At 56.9% G+C, this 18,857-nt stretch carries 20 protein-coding genes; 7 read left to right on the forward strand and 13 right to left on the reverse strand.

The genetic code is table 11. From position 1 onward, the window contains the following. Positions 1-18 precede the first annotated feature (18 nt). Positions 19-924: a LysR family transcriptional regulator gene (locus ACRBB0_RS01120; RefSeq protein ID WP_431372544.1), complete on the forward strand. Its 906-nt coding sequence runs from the start codon at positions 19-21 to the stop codon at positions 922-924. A gap of 158 nt (positions 925-1,082) precedes the next feature. On the opposite strand, the gene ACRBB0_RS01125 is transcribed toward ACRBB0_RS01120, so the two are convergent. The 4 genes from ACRBB0_RS01125 to ACRBB0_RS01140 form a co-directional block, all read right to left on the reverse strand. After that, on the reverse strand, positions 1,083-2,027 hold the full coding sequence (locus tag ACRBB0_RS01125; RefSeq protein ID WP_431372545.1) for an OmpA family protein: 945 nt from the start codon (positions 2,025-2,027) through the stop codon (positions 1,083-1,085). Further along, positions 1,999-2,532 carry a peroxidase-related enzyme gene (locus ACRBB0_RS01130; RefSeq protein WP_431372591.1) on the reverse strand — a complete coding sequence of 178 codons (534 nt, stop codon included), beginning with the start codon at positions 2,530-2,532 and terminating at the stop codon, positions 1,999-2,001. The genes ACRBB0_RS01125 and ACRBB0_RS01130 overlap by 29 nt, the downstream gene beginning before the upstream one ends. Positions 2,533-2,612: 80 nt before the next feature. After that, positions 2,613-3,377: a GNAT family N-acetyltransferase gene (locus tag ACRBB0_RS01135; RefSeq protein WP_431372546.1), complete on the reverse strand. Its 765-nt coding sequence runs from the start codon at positions 3,375-3,377 to the stop codon at positions 2,613-2,615. Between the two features lie 92 nt (positions 3,378-3,469). Then, entirely contained in the window at positions 3,470-4,195 is a 726-nt protein-coding gene (locus ACRBB0_RS01140) for a competence/damage-inducible protein A (RefSeq protein ID WP_431372547.1), read from the reverse strand. A 96-nt stretch (positions 4,196-4,291) separates the two neighbouring features. On the opposite strand from ACRBB0_RS01140, the gene sfsA reads away from it, so the two are divergent. After that, positions 4,292-5,002, forward strand: coding sequence for a DNA/RNA nuclease SfsA (gene sfsA / locus ACRBB0_RS01145; RefSeq protein ID WP_431372548.1), 711 nt, complete (start codon positions 4,292-4,294; stop codon positions 5,000-5,002). Positions 5,003-5,050: 48 nt separating this feature from the next. Here the strand turns inward: sfsA and ACRBB0_RS01150 are convergent, their stop codons facing one another. From ACRBB0_RS01150 to mutY, 3 genes are all read right to left on the reverse strand, one after another. Next, entirely contained in the window at positions 5,051-5,971 is a 921-nt protein-coding gene (locus ACRBB0_RS01150; RefSeq protein WP_431372549.1) for a manganese-dependent inorganic pyrophosphatase, read from the reverse strand. Positions 5,972-6,234: 263 nt separating this feature from the next. Next, positions 6,235-7,392 carry an alkane 1-monooxygenase gene (locus tag ACRBB0_RS01155; RefSeq protein ID WP_431372550.1) on the reverse strand — a complete coding sequence of 386 codons (1,158 nt, stop codon included), beginning with the start codon at positions 7,390-7,392 and terminating at the stop codon, positions 6,235-6,237. A 69-nt stretch (positions 7,393-7,461) separates the two neighbouring features. After that, entirely contained in the window at positions 7,462-8,508 is a 1,047-nt protein-coding gene (mutY, locus tag ACRBB0_RS01160; protein WP_431372551.1) for an A/G-specific adenine glycosylase, read from the reverse strand. A gap of 100 nt (positions 8,509-8,608) precedes the next feature. On the opposite strand from mutY, the gene ACRBB0_RS01165 reads away from it, so the two are divergent. The 4 genes from ACRBB0_RS01165 to ACRBB0_RS01180 are packed head-to-tail and all read left to right on the forward strand — an operon-like array spanning position 8,609 to position 11,309. Then, complete coding sequence (locus tag ACRBB0_RS01165; RefSeq protein WP_431372552.1) at positions 8,609-9,118, forward strand: DUF721 domain-containing protein; 510 nt, start codon at positions 8,609-8,611, stop codon at positions 9,116-9,118. A 36-nt stretch (positions 9,119-9,154) separates the two neighbouring features. Beyond that, the gene (locus ACRBB0_RS01170; RefSeq protein ID WP_431372592.1) at positions 9,155-9,820 is read left to right on the forward strand and encodes a DsbA family protein; all 666 of its coding nucleotides are present in this window, start codon (positions 9,155-9,157) and stop codon (positions 9,818-9,820) included. After that, a complete protein-coding gene (locus ACRBB0_RS01175) occupies positions 9,817-10,941 on the forward strand; it encodes a CaiB/BaiF CoA transferase family protein (RefSeq protein WP_431372553.1) in 1,125 nt (374 codons plus the stop codon). The genes ACRBB0_RS01170 and ACRBB0_RS01175 overlap by 4 nt, the downstream gene beginning before the upstream one ends. Further along, a complete protein-coding gene (locus ACRBB0_RS01180; protein ID WP_431372554.1) occupies positions 10,941-11,309 on the forward strand; it encodes a hypothetical protein in 369 nt (122 codons plus the stop codon). Before ACRBB0_RS01175 ends, ACRBB0_RS01180 begins: the two co-directional genes overlap by 1 nt. A 33-nt stretch (positions 11,310-11,342) precedes the next feature. Here ACRBB0_RS01180 and ACRBB0_RS01185 read toward each other — a convergent pair whose 3' ends face one another. From ACRBB0_RS01185 to ACRBB0_RS01195, 3 genes are all read right to left on the reverse strand, one after another. Beyond that, positions 11,343-12,470 (reverse strand): saccharopine dehydrogenase family protein, encoded by a 1,128-nt coding sequence (locus tag ACRBB0_RS01185; RefSeq protein WP_431372555.1) that lies wholly within the window; start codon positions 12,468-12,470, stop codon positions 11,343-11,345. Between the two features lie 3 nt (positions 12,471-12,473). Then, complete coding sequence (locus ACRBB0_RS01190; protein ID WP_431372556.1) at positions 12,474-13,529, reverse strand: saccharopine dehydrogenase; 1,056 nt, start codon at positions 13,527-13,529, stop codon at positions 12,474-12,476. Positions 13,530-13,641: 112 nt separating this feature from the next. Then, positions 13,642-14,301, reverse strand: a complete 660-nt coding sequence (locus ACRBB0_RS01195) for a histidine phosphatase family protein (RefSeq protein WP_431372557.1) — start codon at positions 14,299-14,301, stop codon at positions 13,642-13,644. 115 nt (positions 14,302-14,416) lie between these two features. Between ACRBB0_RS01195 and map the strand changes: the two genes are divergently transcribed. Then, the gene (map, locus tag ACRBB0_RS01200; RefSeq protein WP_431372558.1) at positions 14,417-15,232 is read left to right on the forward strand and encodes a type I methionyl aminopeptidase; all 816 of its coding nucleotides are present in this window, start codon (positions 14,417-14,419) and stop codon (positions 15,230-15,232) included. Positions 15,233-15,960: 728 nt separating this feature from the next. On the opposite strand, the gene ACRBB0_RS01205 is transcribed toward map, so the two are convergent. From ACRBB0_RS01205 to ACRBB0_RS01215, 3 genes are all read right to left on the reverse strand, one after another. Continuing rightward, positions 15,961-16,941 carry an MBL fold metallo-hydrolase gene (locus ACRBB0_RS01205; protein WP_431372559.1) on the reverse strand — a complete coding sequence of 327 codons (981 nt, stop codon included), beginning with the start codon at positions 16,939-16,941 and terminating at the stop codon, positions 15,961-15,963. A 111-nt stretch (positions 16,942-17,052) separates the two neighbouring features. Next, a complete protein-coding gene (rsmD, locus tag ACRBB0_RS01210; RefSeq protein ID WP_431372560.1) occupies positions 17,053-17,610 on the reverse strand; it encodes a 16S rRNA (guanine(966)-N(2))-methyltransferase RsmD in 558 nt (185 codons plus the stop codon). After that, the gene (locus ACRBB0_RS01215; RefSeq protein ID WP_431372561.1) at positions 17,607-18,815 is read right to left on the reverse strand and encodes an NAD(P)/FAD-dependent oxidoreductase; all 1,209 of its coding nucleotides are present in this window, start codon (positions 18,813-18,815) and stop codon (positions 17,607-17,609) included. The genes rsmD and ACRBB0_RS01215 overlap by 4 nt, the downstream gene beginning before the upstream one ends. Between the last annotated feature and the right edge of the window lie 42 nt (positions 18,816-18,857).

Here is an 18,857-nt window from a genome sequence, read left to right on the forward strand (position 1 = left end):
ATGAAGAGGGACCCGAGCATGGATCGCCTGACGGAAATGGAAGCGTTCGCCACTGTGGTGGACCAAGGTGGCTTTACCGACGCTGCCAAGAAGATGGGGATTTCAAAATCCGCCGTCTCAAAGCATGTGTCATCGCTGGAAGCGCGCCTTGGGGCACGGTTGCTGAACCGCACCACACGTCGGGTCAGTCCGACTGAGATTGGCTTGGCCTATTATGACCGCGCCCGCCGGGTTTTGAATGATGCGGGTGAGGCGGATGCCTTGGTCACATCCATGCAAAGCGCGCCGTCGGGGTTGTTGCGGATTTCGGTTGCAACAGATTTTGGTGTGAACCATCTGAGCCCGCAACTTGGTGATTTTCTGGCTGAATTCCCGGATATTACGGTGAATATGGTGTTGAACAACCGCTATGTTGAGCTGATTTCCGAAGGGTTTGATATGGCGATCCGGATTGGGGAGCTGGAAGATAGCACCCTGCGGGCCCGCAAGCTGACAGAGACCTCCAAGCGAATGATTGCGTCGCCCGCCTATTTTGAGAAATACGGACGCCCGCAGCGGATTGATGATCTGAATGAGCATAAGCTGTTGCACTATTCAAACCAGTCATCGGGCAATGTTTGGAAGCTGACTGCACCATCGGGTGAGAAGCGCCAGGTGCGCACTGCAGGATGGTTGACGGTGAATGATGGGCAATCTTTGCTGAACGCCTGTGTGGCCGGGCTTGGGATCGCATACCTGCCGTCATACCTGTATCATGAAGCGATGGAAGCCGGTCTGGTCGAGGATGCCATGCCTGACTTGCCGCAAGAGACCCAAGGCATTTACGCGGTTTATCCGCCAGGCCGGTTCACACAGCCCAAAGTGCGCGCGTTCATTGATTACCTGGTGCATGCCTTTGCGGACAAAGGCCCTGTGACCTGGTAAACCCACAGCGATTGATTGTCTTAAGCCCGGGCCGGTTGGCCTGGGCTTTTTGCTTCTTGATGGTGAGGGTGGGGCTGTTCGCCCTTCTCAGTGCGGGGATTTTTCGGAGAAAAATCGATCTGAAAAGGGGATGACTGGGGCCAGTCGGCGTTTTGGGTTTATTCCGTCGAAATGAGAACGGCTTCGATTCGACGATTTGCTTTGCGCCCTTCCGGGGTGAGGTTGCTGGCCACGGGCGACAGATAACCAACACCATCAGCCCCGATTTGTTCAGCTGGGATATTGTGACGGTCACGCAGGTAGGTCACTGCGGCAGAGGCGCGTTTACGCGACAAGGCCTGGTTTCCTTCCAATGAGCCAACCGCATCTGTGTGACCAACAAAGAGAATACGGCGACTGGGATTGGATGTGAGATAGTCCGCTATGGCATCCAGCGACTCGGCTGAGCCATCCCCCAGTGACGATGAGCCGGTTTGAAAGACCAGATCGCTTAGAATTGCGTGTCCGGTTTGTTCCAGTTGGCTGGCGAAGTCGCTGTTTGTGACCACGGCTGCTGCAACGGGTTTGGCCGTCGCTCGGACCGATCCAATCGTATCGCCCGCGCGAATGATTTGCACGTAACCCGCGCGTTGATCTTTGCTTGCCAACAATGAGATCGCTTGGCCTTTGGGGCCGGTGGCCGCGATAAAGTGGTAGTCTGTCAGGCTGACATACATATCCGGCCCAGGCAGCACAAAGGTCTGAAACCGGAAGTCAAATCCGCCGCAAGCCGCTGAAATGCAATCAAATTCAATGTCAAACCCACCCTCACGCAGCTGGTCGCGCAAAGGTGTCAGCAACTGCAATGATGTCAGGCCGGTGGCGTCGATACGCCAGGATTGCACGTTCACCGCGCCTTCGATGCGGCGACTGGGCAGGCCGCCCTCTTCGGTCCAAGGGCCGATAGGCAGGGCATAGGCCCCTTTGCTCTGCGCCACCTCGCGGGTCATTTTAGCCCCTTTGGGAAGGGCCAAATCCTGAGCCAAAACCGGGCTGCCGCCACACGCGAGAGCCCATAGCGCCAGCAGCGATGCCTTAGCGGTTTTGTGCGTGATAGTCGTCATTGGGGCGCATATCGGTGGCACTGGCAACACGGTTGGTCATATTGAAAAAGCCGGTGACATTGGCAATGTCCCAGATGTCACGGTCGCTAAAGCCAGCATCGCGCAGGGCCTGACGATCGGATTCGATGATTTCGGCGCTGGCTTTTGTCATTTTTTCGGCGAAACCCAGCATTGCGGTTTGGCGGTCAGACAGATCAGCAACCCGCCAGTTCATCACCATCATTTCACCCAAAATCGGATCACCCGACATGTCGCGCACGGCGGCTCCGTGGGCGGTCAGGCAGTAGAAACACTTGTTGATCGACGAAACCACCACGGCAATCAATTCACGTTCCAGCTTGCTAAGCCCGCTGTCGGCCAACATCAGGTCGTTATACATCGGGGTGAATGCGTTGAGTTTTTCAACATCAAATGCATAGGCGCGCAGGACGTTGGGCACCATGCCCAGCTTGTCCTGACAAATGTCGAAATACTTTTGTGTTTCGGCGGGCAAAGGATCGGCCATGGGCAGATTGAGTGCGGTGGGCTGGTCTTGGGCCTGGTCTTGGGTCTGGTCCTTGGGCGTGTCTTGGGGCTGCTTTTGTGTCACGAGTCCTCGCTTTCAGCATCGTCCCGGAGGATGCGATAATGATAATGTCCAACGGTGTTTAAGTCGAGTGAGGCGTAGAGCCCGTTGGCGTGGTCATTGGCCTGAGTGACCAGCGCGCCAATCCAGTGTGCGCCTTTGCGCTCGGCCCAGAGGGCGGCGCAGCGCATCATCCAGGCCCCAAGCCCTTTGCCGCGATGATCCTTGCGTATTTCAAGCGCATGCACCAGCGCGATGCCATCATGAATTGCGCAAAACCCGCTGCCGGCAGGGCGGTCGCTCACCCGGCCAAAAAGCCCAATTTTAGGCGCGGTGCAGCGGTCCATGATCCGCAAACGGGCGGGGTCAAGCCCGCCTTCGTCCCAGATTTCATGCATCACAGCCAAGGGTTCCCAGACCGAAAAGGCGGTGACAGGGGGCAAGGCGCGGTCGGTAAGCCGACCAATGGGGGCCAGGCGTATGTTGGTCGGATCGACGTCGTCATAGCCGCGTGTCTCAAGGGCTTGGTCCAGCGCCTCGTCACCGCCGCGAATCATAAACAGCGGATCTTGACCCATCAAACGCATGGCGCTTTCGGCGGCGCTTAGGTCATCGGGGCGCCATGCGGCCCGTGTGGTTGCGGCGGAAACGCGTTTGCCGCCCCCACGCCCTTCGCGCAAAAGCCAAGGGCCCGCTTCCACCAGCGCGGCGGCGGGCCATGTGCCGTCTACCGCAGCGAAAAGACGCTCAGCGGTGGGCATGTCCAAGTTTGAATGTGTCGTCACGCTCCGTTTATGGCCCGACCTCGCGCCGCTGTCCATGCGCGAGACTGGGCTTTGGCAGTATTGACGCGCAGAGAGCCACGCTCTGCCTAAATTCAGGTGTCTGGGAAGAGCGTCGAAAGCACGGCCATCGCGTGATCGACCTGTGCGCCATCGGCACCGCGGATCACCACATTGGCTCCGTAAATCCCATCCTTTTGAAAAGGATAAGAGCCGATGGAGAGGTCAGGGTAATCTTGGGCGAGCTTGCCAAGTGGTTCGGCGATTTCGCCCTCGCCACGAAAAATTCTGAGCGATTGGCTTAGCAGCGGCGCACCGCCGGTCAGATTGGGCAGCAGGCTGGCGACCATCGCCTGAAACACCGCAGGAACGCCCGCCATAACATGGACGTTTTCGATGGTGAAACCGGGGGCGATGGAGACCGGATTGTCGATCAGGGTTGCGCCTTCAGGTATGCGGGCCATACGCAGGCGGGCGGCATTCAGCTCGGTGCCTTGGCGGTCATAATGCGCCTGAAGCAAGGCGCGGGCATCATCCCGCACATCAACAGTGACGCCAAAGGCCTGCGCCACACAATCGGCGGTGATGTCGTCATGGGTCGGACCGATGCCACCGGAGGTCACCACCTGATCATGGGCGCGGCGCAGATCATTGAGCGCCCCGACAATCGCATCGGGGTCATCCGACACAACCCGGACTTCTTTGAGATCAATGCCATGTTTGGTGAACTCACCAGCCAGATAATACATATTGGCATCACGGGTTCGCCCCGACAGGATTTCATCTCCGATGACAAGCATGGCGGCGCTGGGATTGGTCATGGGAGGTCTCCTTTGAGTTTCGCGCAGGATAGCGGGCCGCGGCGTGGCTGCAAGGGTGGCTTTTCACCGCGCGGCGTGGAGGTTAGGAAAGGCACCATGGAATTTACAGAGCCTTTGATCCCCGCCACCTTGCTCCGCCGCTACAAACGGTTTTTGGCCGATTGCCGGCTGGACGACGGGCGCGAGATCACCGCCCATGTGGCCAATCCCGGATCGATGCTGGGGATGAAGGATCCGGGGTTGCGGGTCTGGCTTGAGCCCAATGATGATCCGAAACGAAAGCTGAAATTTGCGTGGCGGCTGATTGAACAGCAGGACGGGCATTTTATCGGTGTGGATACCGGAGTGCCCAACAAGATGCTCAAGGCGGCTCTGATGGCGGGGCAGGTGCCGGGGTTGGACGGCTATGATTTGGTCCGGCCAGAGGTCAAATATGGTGAGAACAGCCGGATTGATTTCCTGCTCACCGGGTCCGCGCGGCCAGATTGCTATGTCGAGGTGAAATCAGTGACTCTGTCGCGCCAACCGGCTTTGGCAGAGTTCCCCGATAGCGTCACTGCGCGCGGGGCCAAGCATCTGGCAGAATTGTCAAATATGGCGCAGGCGGGTCATCGCGCGGTGATGCTGTATTTGGTTCAACGGACCGATTGCACGGCGTTGACGCTGGCCGCTGATATTGACCCCAAATATGCGGCTGCCTTTGGCGATGCCATGGCGCATGGGGTTGAGGTTCTCAGTTTTGACTGCAAGCTGTCGCCCGGCGGCGTTGGTCTGGGAACATCGGTGCCGTTTCACGCCCCGGCTTAGGCCGTGTCTTGCCAAGAGGGGGCGGCCCCCTCCTGGCGTAACGTCACATCAAACTTTGAGGTTTGGAATGATCTGCTTTTTGCGGCTCATAACGCCGGGAAGAACAACGGTGTCGCCGTCTACCGTTGCGCCAAAGCTCTTCTCTGCAACAGTTTTGATCACGTCGTTGGGGACCAACAGGGTCGCTTCTTCTTTCAGGATGTCGACAACAAACAGCAAAACCTGATCAACGCCGTCTTCGGCCTGAACGGTTGCATAGGTCTCCATGATCGAGGCTTTGCGATCCAGCGGGATGTTTGGCGCAGTGGTTTCGAGAACCGAGACGCGGAATTTCACACCGTCGACAGCGTATTCCTTGCTGTCCATTCGGATCAGATCGGCGTCGGAGAATGCCGAGACGTCGGATTTCGCAGCAAACATTTCAGCAGCGTATTCGGTGACGTTGATGCCCAGATCGCTTGCCAGCGCCGCAACAACTTCGCGGTCGCGGTCGGTGGTTGTCGGCGAGCGGAACTCAAGCGTGTCAGACAAGATGCAGGTCAGCGCCGCGCCTTTGACCCAGTCGGGCATTTTGGCGGTGTCGTCGCCCATCAGGTCATACATGATGGTGGCTGTGCAGGCCAAAGGACGGATGGTGATGTCGATTGGACCTTTGGTTTCCAGGCCGCCAACCAGCTTGTGGTGGTCGATGATGGCCTGAACGTCGGCACCATTGATATTGGCGGGCAGTTCGGCGGGGTTGTTGGTGTCAACGATGACACAGGCCTGGGCGTCTTCGACATCGGAAATGATGCGCGGCTTGGGCAGGTCCCAACGCTTCAGCATCCAGGCGGCTTCGGTGTTTGGCTCACCGAGCAAAACCGCCTCGGCGTCACCGCCTTTGATCTCGTTTAGATACCACGCCCAGATGATTGGGCTGCCGGTGGAATCGGTGTCGGGGGATTTGTGGCCAAATACCAGCGTTGTCATGATGCATTCCTTGAATAAAGGTCCTGTTTGCGGGCCTTCTAGCGCTGCGAAGACGACTTGTCACCCCAACGAAGACAGGGTGCGACCTTTGCGGCGGGGGCGAATTTTCGGCGAAAATTCGTGGTCGGTCTGGCGGGTGTTCGTTGGGGCCCTGTGTCTTCGCTTCAAAAGAGATCGCGGGGCAGGGCTGTTCGATCACACAACCGTTTCGGAATGCCGCGAAGCCTTCGACACCACGCCCCAATCAAATCCTGTGCGCAAAACTACCTCGGCATTGGGGTTTTGTGTTTGTTGTAGTCGGACCAATCGGTGATCTCGGGATAATATGTCTGGCGCCAGCGCTTCACGCGCGGGTTCATCACCCGTTTCCACAGCGGCGGCATCATCGCGCAGACTGACATAAATGGATAGCCATGTGGCAATTGCGGGGCCTCGTCAGCCGAATAGTTTTGCAGCAATGGAAAGCGGCGATCCGGTTTGTAGTGGTGATCGGAATGGCGCTGTAGGTTGATCATCAGCCAATTGGTGGCTTTATGAGCGGAATTCCAGCTGTGATGCGGTTTGACATGTTCATATTTGCCGTCGCCCAAATGCTTGCGGGTCAAGCCATAATGTTCACAGTAATTGACCACCTCAAGTTGCCAAATCGCGACAAACGCCTGAACAACAAACAGCCCCATGCCCAGCCAACCACCTACAATCAGTGCGCTTATCAGCATCACAAGTTGTAACCCCCAATACCGCCAGAACGGATTGGACGTGTCATGCCAAGGCAGTTGCTTGCGCGCCAGCATGTCCCGTTCGGCTTTGAACGACGACACAAGACTTTCGCGCAGAACACGTGGGTAAAACCGGTGAAACCCTTCGTTATAGCGGGCTGTGACCGGATCGCGTGGGGTGCCGACATAGCGGTGATGGACCAACAAATGCTCAGAGCGGAAATGCGAATAGAGCACCATCGCCATCAGCAAATCCCCAAGCAGGCGTTCGAAATTGTTCTTTTGATGCATGAGCTCGTGGCTGTAGACGATGCCGACTGTGCCGCTCATGACACCAACGCCGAACATCACGCCAAAGACTTCCCATCCGCCAAGATGATCGGCGCGCACGGTGTAGGCGATCAGGCCCATCATGGTCAAAAACTGGATCGGCACCCAAATTTGAGTGAGCAATTTGTACCAAAAGAGCTGATCATCTGTGGTTTCGAGATCGGCGTTTTCGGTGTTTAGCCCGACCAGAAGGTCGATAGATGAAAACAAATACCACGTGACCAGCGGCGTCACCACAACCCACCAACCGCCCATCAGCGCTCCGAACCAGACCAAGGGGATCAAGATAAACGACAAAAAGAACGGCAAGGCCGAGCTGAATTTTGCGATCTTATCGGCGGGGATCTTTGCGGATGTCGGTGCAGGGGGCATTTTGGGTTCCTGTCATAGCTGGGCGAACACTGGCCCTATCGCGGCGCTATGGCAAGGCAGAGCGCTGCGTCACATAGATTTGGCCAGATCATAGGCTTTGCGCATCACGGTGGGTAGGTTTTCGCGGTCAAACTCTTGTGGGACAACAAAATTACCGCGTGTGGCTGAGCGATCCATCGGCACAAGTGCGGTCATCACCCGCAGGCGCAAATGGAAATGCGTGAAGGTGTGGCGCGCCTCGCCGGCAACCTCTTTCCATTCGGCGCGGATGGGCGGGGCCTCTTGCGGATCATCACCCCAGTCAGACCCTGGCCACCCGAGCATGCCGCCAAGCAAGCCCTTATCTGGCCGGGTTTCCAGCAACCAAGCGCCATCCACACGCCGGGCCAGATAGGCGATGCCGAGCCGGGTGGGTTTGCGTTTTTTGGGCGTCTTTTTAGGCAGGTCTGCGGCTGTCCCGGCCTCCCAGGCGGCACAGTTGCTACGCCAAGGGCATAACCCGCAGGCCGGGTTTTTGGGGGTGCAGATCGTGGCCCCCAAATCCATCACGGCCTGGGCATAGTCACCGGGGCGTTGCGTGGGGGTGAGTTTGGCCGCGTAGCCGTGAAAGATCGGCTTGGCCTGAGGAAGCGGGGTGTGATCATCAAAGATTCGCGCCATAACCCGCTCAACATTGCCATCCAGCACGGTTTCTGGTGCATCAAAGGCAATCGAAGAGATTGCGGCGGCCGTATAGGGGCCGATGCCGGGCAGTTTCAAAAGCTCAGCATGATCGTTCGGAAAGACCCCATTATACTCGGTGGCAACAACCCGCGCACATTTGAGCAGGTTGCGTGCGCGGGCGTAATAGCCAAGCCCGGCCCATGCGGCCATGACGTCAGCGTCTTCGGCCGCAGCGAGATCACCAACTGTTGGCCATCGGGTCGTAAAGGCTTCGAAAAAGCTTTTGACGGCAACAACCGTGGTTTGTTGCAACATGATTTCTGACATCCAGACCCGATAAGGATCGGGGACAACCCCCGCCATACGGGCTGCAGGCGACACACGCCATGGCAGGTCGCGGGCATGGCGGTCATACCATGTCAAAAGCTCGTCCGATCTCGGCAAGTCACGCAATGGTGAGTTTCCTTTGATTCATCACACACATTATTTAGAGATGGGGCTGGCACCCATCCTCCAGCGCATTACAATAGCGCCGGTCAAAGGGATTCACACTATGTCGAAGCGCAAGACAACCACTTATGGCTTTGCCCGCACGTCGAACTTGCTGCAAAAGCAAGTCCGCGCGGCATCTGAGAGCCGTGGATTTGCGCAAAGTCGGGTGCTAACCCATTGGGAAGAAATCGTTGGCACCGATATTGCCGCCATGTCGCGCCCCGTTGATATTAGTTATGGCCGGGGTGGGTTTGGGGCAACATTGTCGGTGCTGACCAACGGGGCCAATGCGCCTTTGTTGCAAATGAAGCGGGAAGAGCTGCGCACCAAGATCAACGCGGTGTATGGCTATAACGCGATTGCACGTATTCGGGTGACCCAAACCGCGAAAACCGGTTTTGCCGAAGGGCAGGTGGATTTCACCCATCGTAAAAAAGCGGAAAGAATGGCTCCTAGCCCGGAAACGGTGGCCAAGGCGCAGACCGCGACACATGATGTTGCCGATGATGGCTTGCGCGCGGCGCTTGAACGGCTGGCAACAAACGTCATATCGAAAGGCAACCGGATTTAAGCCCGGACTGTCACCAGAGAGGAAGAGACAAGAATGATGAACAAGATCCTTCCGGCGGGCGCTGTTGCGTTGGCCCTGATCGCAGGCGGAGCCTGGTACATGACCCAAGGCGCGGCCCCCGGGACAACCGCCCTTCCTGGCGCGGCCAATGCGCAGGCGTCGGATGTGGACACATCCAGCGTGATCGAAATGATCGAAGGCAATGCGGATGCATCGGTTCAAGTCATTGAATATGCGTCTTATACCTGCCCGCATTGCGCGTCGTTCCATGAAAACACCTACAAGCAGCTGAAGGCCGATTACATTGACACCGGCAAGATCGGTTTCACCTTCCGTGAAGTGTATTTCGACAAATTCGGCATGTGGGCGTCGATGATTGCGCGCTGCGATGGGCCTGAGAAATTCTTTGGTGTGACCGATCTGATGATGAAGGGGCAAAGCACCTGGGCGCGGGCCGGATCCGAAGGGGCCATTGCAGATGAACTGCGCAAAGTGGGCCGTCTGGCCGGTATGGACAGCGAACAGATCGACGCTTGCCTGACGGATGGCGACAAGTTGCAGACGTTGGTGGCGTGGTACCAGCAAAACGTGACCGAGCATGACATCTCGTCGACCCCGTCCTTTATCATCAACGGCGAGAAATACTCGAACATGAGCTATGCCGATTTCAAAGTGATTTTGGACGAAAAACTAGCAGAATGACGTCAGCACCAAAGGGCCCGTTAGAGGGCGTTAAAGTCATTGAATTGGCACGCATTCTGGCGGGCCCTTGGGCTGGCCAAACCTTGGCTGATCTTGGCGCAGAGGTGATAAAGATTGAGAGCCCCGCTGGCGATGATACGCGCCAATGGGGCCCTCCGTTTATTGAGCGTGAGGACGATACCTCGGCAGCTTACTTCCATTCGTGCAATCGGGGGAAGGCGTCTGAAGTCGTCGATCTGACCTCAAAGGCCGGACAGGATCGGATGCGCGAATTGGTTGCTGACGCGGATATTCTGATTGAAAACTTCAAGCTCGGCGGGCTGAAAAAATACGGTATGGATTACGATAGTCTGGCGGCTGTGAACCCACGTCTGATCTATTGTTCGATCACTGGTTTTGGCCAAGATGGCCCCTATGCGCATCGGGCTGGGTATGACTACATCATCCAAGGCATGAGCGGTTTCATGTCGATCACCGGCGACCCGGACGGCCAGCCGCAACGCGCCGGCGTAGCCATTACCGATTTGTTTACAGGGCTTTATTCGGTGTCGGGCATCCTCTCGGCGCTCTATCAACGCGAACGCACGGGCAAAGGCCAGCATATTGATATGGCGCTGCTGGACTGTGCGGTATCGGCGATGGCCAACCAATCGATGAACTATCTCAGCACCGGAACACCTCCGGGCCGCACCGGGAACTACCACCCGAACCTGACGCCCTATCAGGTGTTTGATTGCGCTGATGGTCATATCATCATCGCCACGGGCAATGACGGCCAATACCAACGGCTGTGCGGTTTGTTGGGATTGGACGATATGGCAACTGACCCAGATTACCTGAAAAACGCCGACCGCGTCGCTAATCGTGATGCCATGATCGCACGGCTATCCGCGGCCACTGCGACGATGACCAAGGCAGATCTGCTGGCCGCGTGTGAAGCCCAAGGGGTTCCGGCTGGGCCGATCAATGACATGGCTGATGTCTTTGCCGACCCACAGGTTCAAGCCCGAGGACTGCAAATCAACCCCGATGGCACCCCCGGTGTGCGGAGCCCGTTCAAGTTTTCAGATGCGGATTTGGTTCTGGATCGGTCTGCACCGAGATTGGGCAAAGCAGAATAGTGAAGTCCCAACGCTTCTCAGTGTATCATCAGGGCGATCTGATTGGGCATTCTTATCTGGAAGAAGGTGATGCCCCGATGGGTTGCGCAAACGGGGTTCTCATTACGACGGCGACGTTCACCACTTTGAAACACCGGTTTGAGCGCATTTCGAAACGGAGCGACCCTGTGGTTCTCTTTGGCGGATTTGAGGTGCGAGAAGAACTTGGCGATTCTATCGAGTGCAAGGACGTCGTCATTTACGACAGTGTGATGGACATACCTGCACACGTAGATGTTATTGGCATGATGGCAGAGCGGTATGAGCAACTCTTTCCTCACCATTTGGAAGCCTACGATAAACTCTGGAAGCGTCCGGCAGATGACTAGCGCGAGGGGGATTACTACCCCTCGCACCGAAGTTTAGAGGTGATCGACGACCATAACATGCTGGGCCAATGTCTGGACTTCGTCGTTCCAGCGGCTCACCAATTTAGGGTCTGACGGAGCGGCCATGACGCCAACCGGAACTTCGCGGTTCAGCACCGCTTCGACCGCCAGAGACACCGGAACCGACACCAAACGCGCCATGGCTGTGCCGCGCTCATCGCCCCAAGCATCCATCGCATAGGTTTTGTGCCAGACCGGAACACCGTCTTTCTCGGCCATAAACGACACGCACATAATCACGCGGTCGGGCTCGCCTTGGTCATAGGCGTTGTCCTTGAGCAGTTGATCCGCGATTTCGGTCAGACGCTCATCACTTGCGGTGCCCGCTTCGGCAAAGATGTCCTTCCACGCCTCAGCCCAGCCGTTCAGGCGCAGGGTGCCACGGACAAAGTCTTTGATCGGCCATTTGGGATCAAAGTTATACTCCTCCATAAACGGCAATGAGTCGCGGTTTGGGTACACCTCAAAGCTTTCCGGCACGGTCAGCGGCGCGTCATATCGCGTGATCGCATCCCATGGTTTGGAGACGTTCAACTCGGAAAAATGCCGGATGGATCGGGACGGCGAGCGGAGCGCCTTGAGCACCCCAACCGGGGCCCAGCTGAATTTGTAGCGAAAGGCATTGGCGATTTTAGGAACACCGCCACAATAGGATGTGAAGCTGATGGCGTTGTCGGTGTCATAGGCCGGGGACGCTTTGTAATCGGCGACCAAAGCATGCGCCATCAGATGGTCGATGCCCGGATCAAGGCCAACTTCGTTGATCACCCTAACGCCTGCGGCACGCGCTTTGCTATCCAAATCGCGCATCTCGGGCGCGATATAGGAGGAGGACACAAAATGTGCGGCCTTGGAGATGGCCAGCTCGGCCAAAGGCACATGCCAGTCACCGGGCAGCATCGAGACGATGATGTCTTCGGCCTGTAGATCAGCTTCTAACGCTTTGATGTCAAAGGCGCGGATGTCTTGGGTCAGATCACCAACGGCGTCTTGGGCCTTGGCGGGGGTCCGGTTCCAAACAGTGACCGGATGGCCCGCTTCGATAAGGCGACGCAAGCCGGGAATGGCCGACAGGCCGGTGCCACACCAATGGATTGTCATGTTTTAGACCTCAGGCTTGTGTGAGTTGAAAGTATCAAAGGCACGGCCCCAAACGCCGCTGTCCAGATCGTCCAGCGTTTCGAGATGGGGCAAGAGCTGCTCTGCGAAATCTTGCGAGGATTCCAGCGGAAGCAAAGACGGCAAATTGTCGATGGCCATAACGTCAAGGGGCGGAGCATCATAGGCACGGGTGACTGGTGTTTTCCAAGTGGTTTCAAGGTCATAGACTTTGACGGGAGAGAATTCGCTTTGTGGATCACAGGCGATGTCACCGATCACGGCCAGACGGCGCAGATCTGTTTTGGCACTTTGGGGGACAAAGACCGGGCAACCGGGGGTGGCAAGGATGCAGTTGAAGAACAGATCATGTTCCAACACTTGCGGAAATGGCCCGCCAGATGCGGTTTCGGCCATGTCCCAATCGGTGGTGGTAACCCCCATCTGTTTGCACAGATCGCGCGCGCCAGTACCAACACGGCCAAGCGCCCCTATGACGAGGGCGGTGGGGCGTTGGTCGCTGGCGCGGTCAAGGGCGGCCTTCAGCTCGGCTTGCAGGCTCTCGGAATTGGGCCAGGTCGAGACAGGCGGGCAAGTGCCGCCCTGTTGCTGCGCCGCCCATGCCAGAAGCGATACGGCGGCCCCCGCATATCCCGCCCAATAGCCAAAGGCGGCAACCCGGCGACCATCTTGAGCAATCAAATACTCCAGATCATACAGCGCGCCGCCGCCCGCCGCGAACCGAGCCAACAAACGGGCCCCGGCCTCTTGGCCCTTGTAGGCATGGCCAAACATGATGTGGCGGTGGATCAGCGGCTTATCGTCCTCGGGCAGTTCCTTGAGGCCGAAAATGATGGCGTCGCCTGGTGCTTCGGGCCAGCTCCCTTCCGGGGCCAGCTCGGCTCCGGCGTCAACAAAAGGCTCGCTTGCCATGATCCGGGTGGGACTGTCTTCGAGAGTGACACGAAACCCTTTGGCGATCAGCTTGGCGACACCTTCGGGCGTGATACCAACACGTTCTTCGTTGGCGCGGCTTTCGGCGCGAATCCACAGATGAGTCATTGCGGCTCCCTCATTGCAATCACAACGGAACGGTCATTTCACACCCGCGCGTCCGGGCGCAAGAATTTTCCAAAATTCTTCAAGAATTCGTGCACGAATTTTGGGCGTACCCTTATAGGTGGCTGCGGGCAAACGCGCGTTCCGGCGTGTCCAAATGCGGAATGGCGTTAAATTGGGTCATTGCCAGCCCGGTGGTCAAGGGCTGCACCCGGTGCAAGGAGCTGTTTTCGATCGACAGGCACATATGCGACAGCGCATCAATATCAAGGCGCAGAATCAGACGCATGGCCATACCGATTAATCCGCCCGATGTGACCACCAACGCCCGGCCCTCGCCAGCAGCAATTTCGGTCATTGCGTCATTCACGCGGGTTTCAAAAGCGGCAAACGTCTCTGGAACATCTTCGATCCGGTCTTCTTGCCAATAGCGAAACAAAACGGGCAGATGTTCGATAAACCCTTCACGTTCTTTAGGAATTGCTAATCCGTGTTGTTGCTCAAGGCGCTGGGCAACGTCGAAATATTGCATTTCATTGAGACGCGGGTCATGGACCATCTCAGCAGGGCAGTCGGCATCAATGCCGGTGGCGGTTTCGATATGGCGCGTCAAGGTGCCTGTATAGACACGGGCGAACACCTCACCCGTTTGGCGAAAATGATCACCGAGCCAGCGCGCTTGTTGCCACCCAAGATCGCTCAGCTTGTCATAACTGATTTCATCGCGGGCTTCGGTGTTGGCCTGACCGTGGCGAACAAGGGTGATATGGGACATTTGGGGGCTCCTTTGCCCGATCTTTAGGGGCATTGAGCTGCGACGAAAAGGGCTTTGCTCTGGTCTTGGCGCGCCAAAGCCCTTAAGTATCGCCAAAGTTTTGATGGAGCGTATCTTGAGCGACGATAAAGGCCGCGTCACCCGCGACGGAATCCGTATTTATCAGCCGGGCGATTTTGCCGGAATGCATAAGGCTGGGCAGATTACGGCGCAGATTTTGGACGAAGTGGCCGACCATGTTTTTGTCGGCCAAACCACTGGCGCGATTGATGATTTCATTCGCAAGCGGGTCGAAGAACTGGGCACAACCTCGGCCACGATCGGCTATAAGGGCTATCAGCATGCCAGCTGTATCAGCGTCAATCACGTGGTTTGTCATGGCATCCCCGGTGACAAAAAGATTAAAGACGGCGATATCCTGAATATTGACGTGACTGTGATTGCAGACGGTTGGTTTGGCGACAGCTCGCGCATGTATGTGGCGGGTAAACTGTCGCGCAAGGCCGAGCGATTGATTCAGGTGACCCATGATGCCCTGATGATGGGAATCGATGCGGTTAAACCGGGCAATACCTTTGGTGATATTGGTCACGCGATCCAGTCGTATGCAGAATCGCAACGGATGTCGGTTGTGCGGGATTTCTGTGGGCACGGCCTTGGCCGGGTGTTCCATGCGCCGCCCAATGTTTTGCATTATGGGCGCGAAGGCAGTCGCGAGACCCTTGAAGAAGGGATGTTTTTCACCATCGAACCCATGATCAATCTAGGCCGCCCGGAAACCAAAGTTTTGCAGGACGATTGGACCGCAGTGACGCGGGACAAATCCCTGTCGGCACAGTTCGAACATTCGATTGGTGTGACTGCGGATGGTTGTGAAATCTTCACCCTGTCCCCCGGCGGAATGTTCCATCCGACCTATAGCAAGGGGTAGGGTTTTGGCCCTGCAATAGGGCCACACTCTTTTCGCTATCGGGTGATATAGATCAGGCGGACAGCCGATCCGGGGCCTCAAGAGGCTCCCATGATTTGTAGGCGCTCCGTGTTTTGACCCAGGGCAAAGCCAGATTTTGGCTTAGCTCTGGTGGTTTTCCAACGGCTCCGATCAAGCAACCGTATTCTCGGACTCGCCTGTCGAGATGAGCTGTAACGCCTTTAGATTTCAGGATATTACCCGGATATCGGCGGATTTTGGCAACGAGACGCTTGTCTATTGTGTGTTCAACGCTGGCAGCGAAGCAGTCGTCCAGAGTTTTCGCGCTATCCCGAGCGTGATGAGCGCAGATAGGGGCGGGTTTTGACGCTGTTGTCTTTTGCCAGTTGAGCAATGGTATTGTGCTCATCTTGTCGGGCTGACACCTGTGTCGCAGGCTGTCCAAGCAAAGCAGGAAAGGACCAGAACAAGGATTGAGTGACGCAAAAGAAACCGCCTTTTGATTGGAATATCGTTTCCAGAAAGAGGGCGTTTTCACATCACGGTTTGCAGGGCAGGGCAAGGCAGGACTGTGCGGGATGGCGGGCTTTCGCGCGTTTTTGGTTCAGAGGCAACAGACAAGAGGTGAGCACAGCGCTGTCACACTGCTGGTGCTAACCAATAGGCTCTGGCCCTGTGCTGAATAATGAATGCACTCAACCCCTAGGTGTTGGGCGACATCCGCGCGGCTACCACTGCCACATCGCGGGAACAAAATGGTAGGCGTCGCTATCCTTGAGCACGTGACCGACACCGGGAAACGGGAAGTGATAGCCAAGGACTGCCATCTGATCGGTCGCGGCCATATCAAGCAAGCGCATGCGCGTGGCGGCCGTCATGTCACCATCCATATCGAAGCCATTGACCCAATCGGGATGGGCAAAGTTCATCCAAGCGTGGTTCATTGAATCGCCAAGCGCAATCAACTGCTGGCCATCAGATTCCACCACAACGGCCATGTGCCCCGGCGTGTGGCCGGGGGTGTCAATGACACGAACGCCTGGCGCGATCTCTTGATCATTGGATAAAAGCTGCCAGTCGGCCCCATCGACATTGATCGAGTTTTGCGCCCCTGCAATGAATTGCTGTGCTTCGGCCGGTGCCGAGGTGAGCAAGCCGTCTTGCATCCAGTAATCTCGCTCGGCACCGCCGATCAAATACTGAGCATCCGGGATGATCGCCTCATCAAAGTCGTCGCGCACACCCCAAATATGATCGGGGTGGGCATGTGTGATGACCACATGGGTGATGTCAGAGGCGTCGATCCCTGCGGTTTCAAGATTAGACATCAACCGCCCCGCCGTGTCGAGAAACCGGTCGCCTGAGCCGACGTCGACCAAAATCTTGGCATCGCCCAATTCGATCAGAAGGTGGTTGGTGTGGCTGTAATTCGTTGTTGGAGATAGGAAATGGCGGGTGAGGAATGCCTGAACTTCGGCGGGATCGGCATTGACGCCAAGCCCTGTGGTGGGGGTCGCCAAATGGCCGTCTGAAACCACCGTCAGCTTGGCGGACCCCAGAGTAAAGCGAAAATGGCTTGGGTTTGTGAGGGTCGGATCAGAGAGGCTCGGCGCACCGAGCTCCGCATTGGCAAGTGCGGGCAATGTCAGAGCGGGCATCGCCCCGGCCATTCGAAGAATGTCACGGCGGGTGGGGTGAAATAGCGACATGCTTGCCTCCTCATGCATAGATTTGAATTTGATTATGCATATGGGGGCATAATAATCCAGACGGAACTCGTCCGAGTGAGGGCTTGTGGCGGGCGTCTTCGGTTTTGAAGCCTATTCAGCGCTGAGAAACGTGATCCACGTATCGCCATATCGGCGTTGATCCAAAAGCTCGTATCCGGTCGGGGGGGCTTGGGCTGCGTTTTCTTCCCAGACGATGAGAGCCCCTGTTGCGATCCAGCCGGATGCGGCGGCGCTTGCCAAAGCTTTGTCACCCAGCGTCTGCCCATAAGGTGGATCCAAAAACACCAATTCGCAGGGGGCTGGGGCGTCAGGCAGACGGGTGGCGTCGCGCGAGATCAGCTTGGATTGTGCTTTGCAGTTAAGGGTGTTGATGTTGTCGCGGATCAGTTTTCCTGCGATGCGACCATCGTCAACAAAGGTCACATGCGCAGCCCCGCGCGACAGGGCCTCAAGCCCCAAAGCGCCGGTGCCCGCAAAGAGATCAAGCACACGCGTGTTGTCAATCGGATCACCAAATTTGCCGCCCTCAAGCGCGTTAAAAAGGCTTTCTCGCACCCGGTCGGTGGTGGGGCGCAGATGAGCACCTGCATCCCCTTTGCCAATCGTCGCCAAACGACGACCGCGATACTCTCCCGCGATGATTCTCACGCTTTTAACAGAGCCTTGAGATCACTGGAGGCGTCCCCAATTTGATCAGGTGCCGGGGATTTTCCGGCCTCGATCAAGCGTTTTCCAACCATGTAGCCACGCGGGTCATTCATTGCATCGACGGCCAGCAGGGTGTCGCCCGCGTAATACCAATGGGAGCGCGGTCCATCACCAGCATCACGGACAACGACCCGGTCATAGCCGGTATTAAGCCCTGCAATCTGGAGTTTGACGTCATATTGATCAGACCAAAACCACGGTTTGGCGACGTATTCACGGCCCGCATCCATGATATTATCGGCCACCAGCTCGCCCATATCGACGGCGTTCCCAACGCTTTCTAACCGCATCTGCCCGCCTGCCCCGGGATAAGAGGCGCAATCACCGGCGGCCCAAATGGATGGGTCAGAGGTCTGGCCATAGGTATTGACCTTGATCCCATTGTCGATGGCAACTCCGGCAGCTTCGGCCAAACCAATGCCCGGAGTAATCCCAACGCCGACAATGACAAAATCGACGTCCAGAGTCGTTCCATCGGTCAGTTCCGCACCGCTGACAGCGCCGTCGCCGGTCAGTTTAACAAGGCCACAGCCTTCGCGCAGATCAACACCATGAGAGGTGTGCAAGTCGCGGAAAAAATCGGATGTTTCAGGGGCTGCAACCCGCTGCAGAATCCGGTCAGCGGCTTCGACCAAGGTGACGTTGAGACCCAGTTTTGACGCGACCGCTGCGGCCTCGAGGCCAATGTAGCCGCCGCCAACGATCAACACGCGGGCACCGTCTTTGCAATGCGGGGCCATGTCATCCACATCTGCCAGCGTTCGGACAACAAACACGCCGTCCAAATCACCACCAATGGCGGCCGGCAGACGGCGCGGTTCTGACCCGGTGCAAAAGATCAAATGGTCATAGCTGTGATTCTCGCCCGCCGCAGTGATGGTTTTGGCGGCTGGGTCCACGGCTTCGACCCGAACACCAGTTCGCAGATCAATGCTGTTTTCGCCGTAAAAAGTTTCGGGGCGCAGAAACAAACGCTCAAGCGCCATGTCGCCGAGCAGATAGGCTTTGGACAAAGGGGGGCGCTGATAGGGGGGCTGAGGCTCATCGCCAAACAGGGTAATGTCGCCGTCAAATCCTTTGCTGCGCAGCCGGGCCACCGTAGACGCCGCTGCCTGTCCTGCTCCGATCACAACTACTTTTGACATGCATTCATCCTTGCCTTTGTTTTCCTGCAACCTATCGTCCAA

The organism is Pelagimonas sp., assembly GCF_050633425.1.
In the GTDB taxonomy this organism is placed as follows: Bacteria; Pseudomonadota; Alphaproteobacteria; order Rhodobacterales; family Rhodobacteraceae; genus Pelagimonas.

What these genes read in the sequence shown, in the direction of transcription:
- ACRBB0_RS01140 (WP_431372547.1), bottom strand. Translation starts at nt 4,195, where the DNA reads ATGACCAATCCCAGCGCCGCCATGCTTGTCATCGGAGATGAAATCCTG.
- ACRBB0_RS01125 (WP_431372545.1), bottom strand. Translation starts at nt 2,027, where the DNA reads ATGACGACTATCACGCACAAAACCGCTAAGGCATCGCTGCTGGCGCTA.
- sfsA (WP_431372548.1), top strand. Translation starts at nt 4,292, where the DNA reads ATGGAATTTACAGAGCCTTTGATCCCCGCCACCTTGCTCCGCCGCTAC.
- ACRBB0_RS01190 (WP_431372556.1), bottom strand. Translation starts at nt 13,529, where the DNA reads ATGACTCATCTGTGGATTCGCGCCGAAAGCCGCGCCAACGAAGAACGT.
- ACRBB0_RS01205 (WP_431372559.1), bottom strand. Translation starts at nt 16,941, where the DNA reads ATGTCGCTATTTCACCCCACCCGCCGTGACATTCTTCGAATGGCCGGG.
- ACRBB0_RS01150 (WP_431372549.1), bottom strand. Translation starts at nt 5,971, where the DNA reads ATGACAACGCTGGTATTTGGCCACAAATCCCCCGACACCGATTCCACC.
- ACRBB0_RS01155 (WP_431372550.1), bottom strand. Translation starts at nt 7,392, where the DNA reads ATGCCCCCTGCACCGACATCCGCAAAGATCCCCGCCGATAAGATCGCA.
- ACRBB0_RS01170 (WP_431372592.1), top strand. Translation starts at nt 9,155, where the DNA reads ATGAACAAGATCCTTCCGGCGGGCGCTGTTGCGTTGGCCCTGATCGCA.
- ACRBB0_RS01185 (WP_431372555.1), bottom strand. Translation starts at nt 12,470, where the DNA reads ATGACAATCCATTGGTGTGGCACCGGCCTGTCGGCCATTCCCGGCTTG.
- ACRBB0_RS01165 (WP_431372552.1), top strand. Translation starts at nt 8,609, where the DNA reads ATGTCGAAGCGCAAGACAACCACTTATGGCTTTGCCCGCACGTCGAAC.
- ACRBB0_RS01120 (WP_431372544.1), top strand. Translation starts at nt 19, where the DNA reads ATGGATCGCCTGACGGAAATGGAAGCGTTCGCCACTGTGGTGGACCAA.
- ACRBB0_RS01195 (WP_431372557.1), bottom strand. Translation starts at nt 14,301, where the DNA reads ATGTCCCATATCACCCTTGTTCGCCACGGTCAGGCCAACACCGAAGCC.
- ACRBB0_RS01130 (WP_431372591.1), bottom strand. Translation starts at nt 2,532, where the DNA reads ATGGCCGATCCTTTGCCCGCCGAAACACAAAAGTATTTCGACATTTGT.
- ACRBB0_RS01215 (WP_431372561.1), bottom strand. Translation starts at nt 18,815, where the DNA reads ATGTCAAAAGTAGTTGTGATCGGAGCAGGACAGGCAGCGGCGTCTACG.
- ACRBB0_RS01175 (WP_431372553.1), top strand. Translation starts at nt 9,817, where the DNA reads ATGACGTCAGCACCAAAGGGCCCGTTAGAGGGCGTTAAAGTCATTGAA.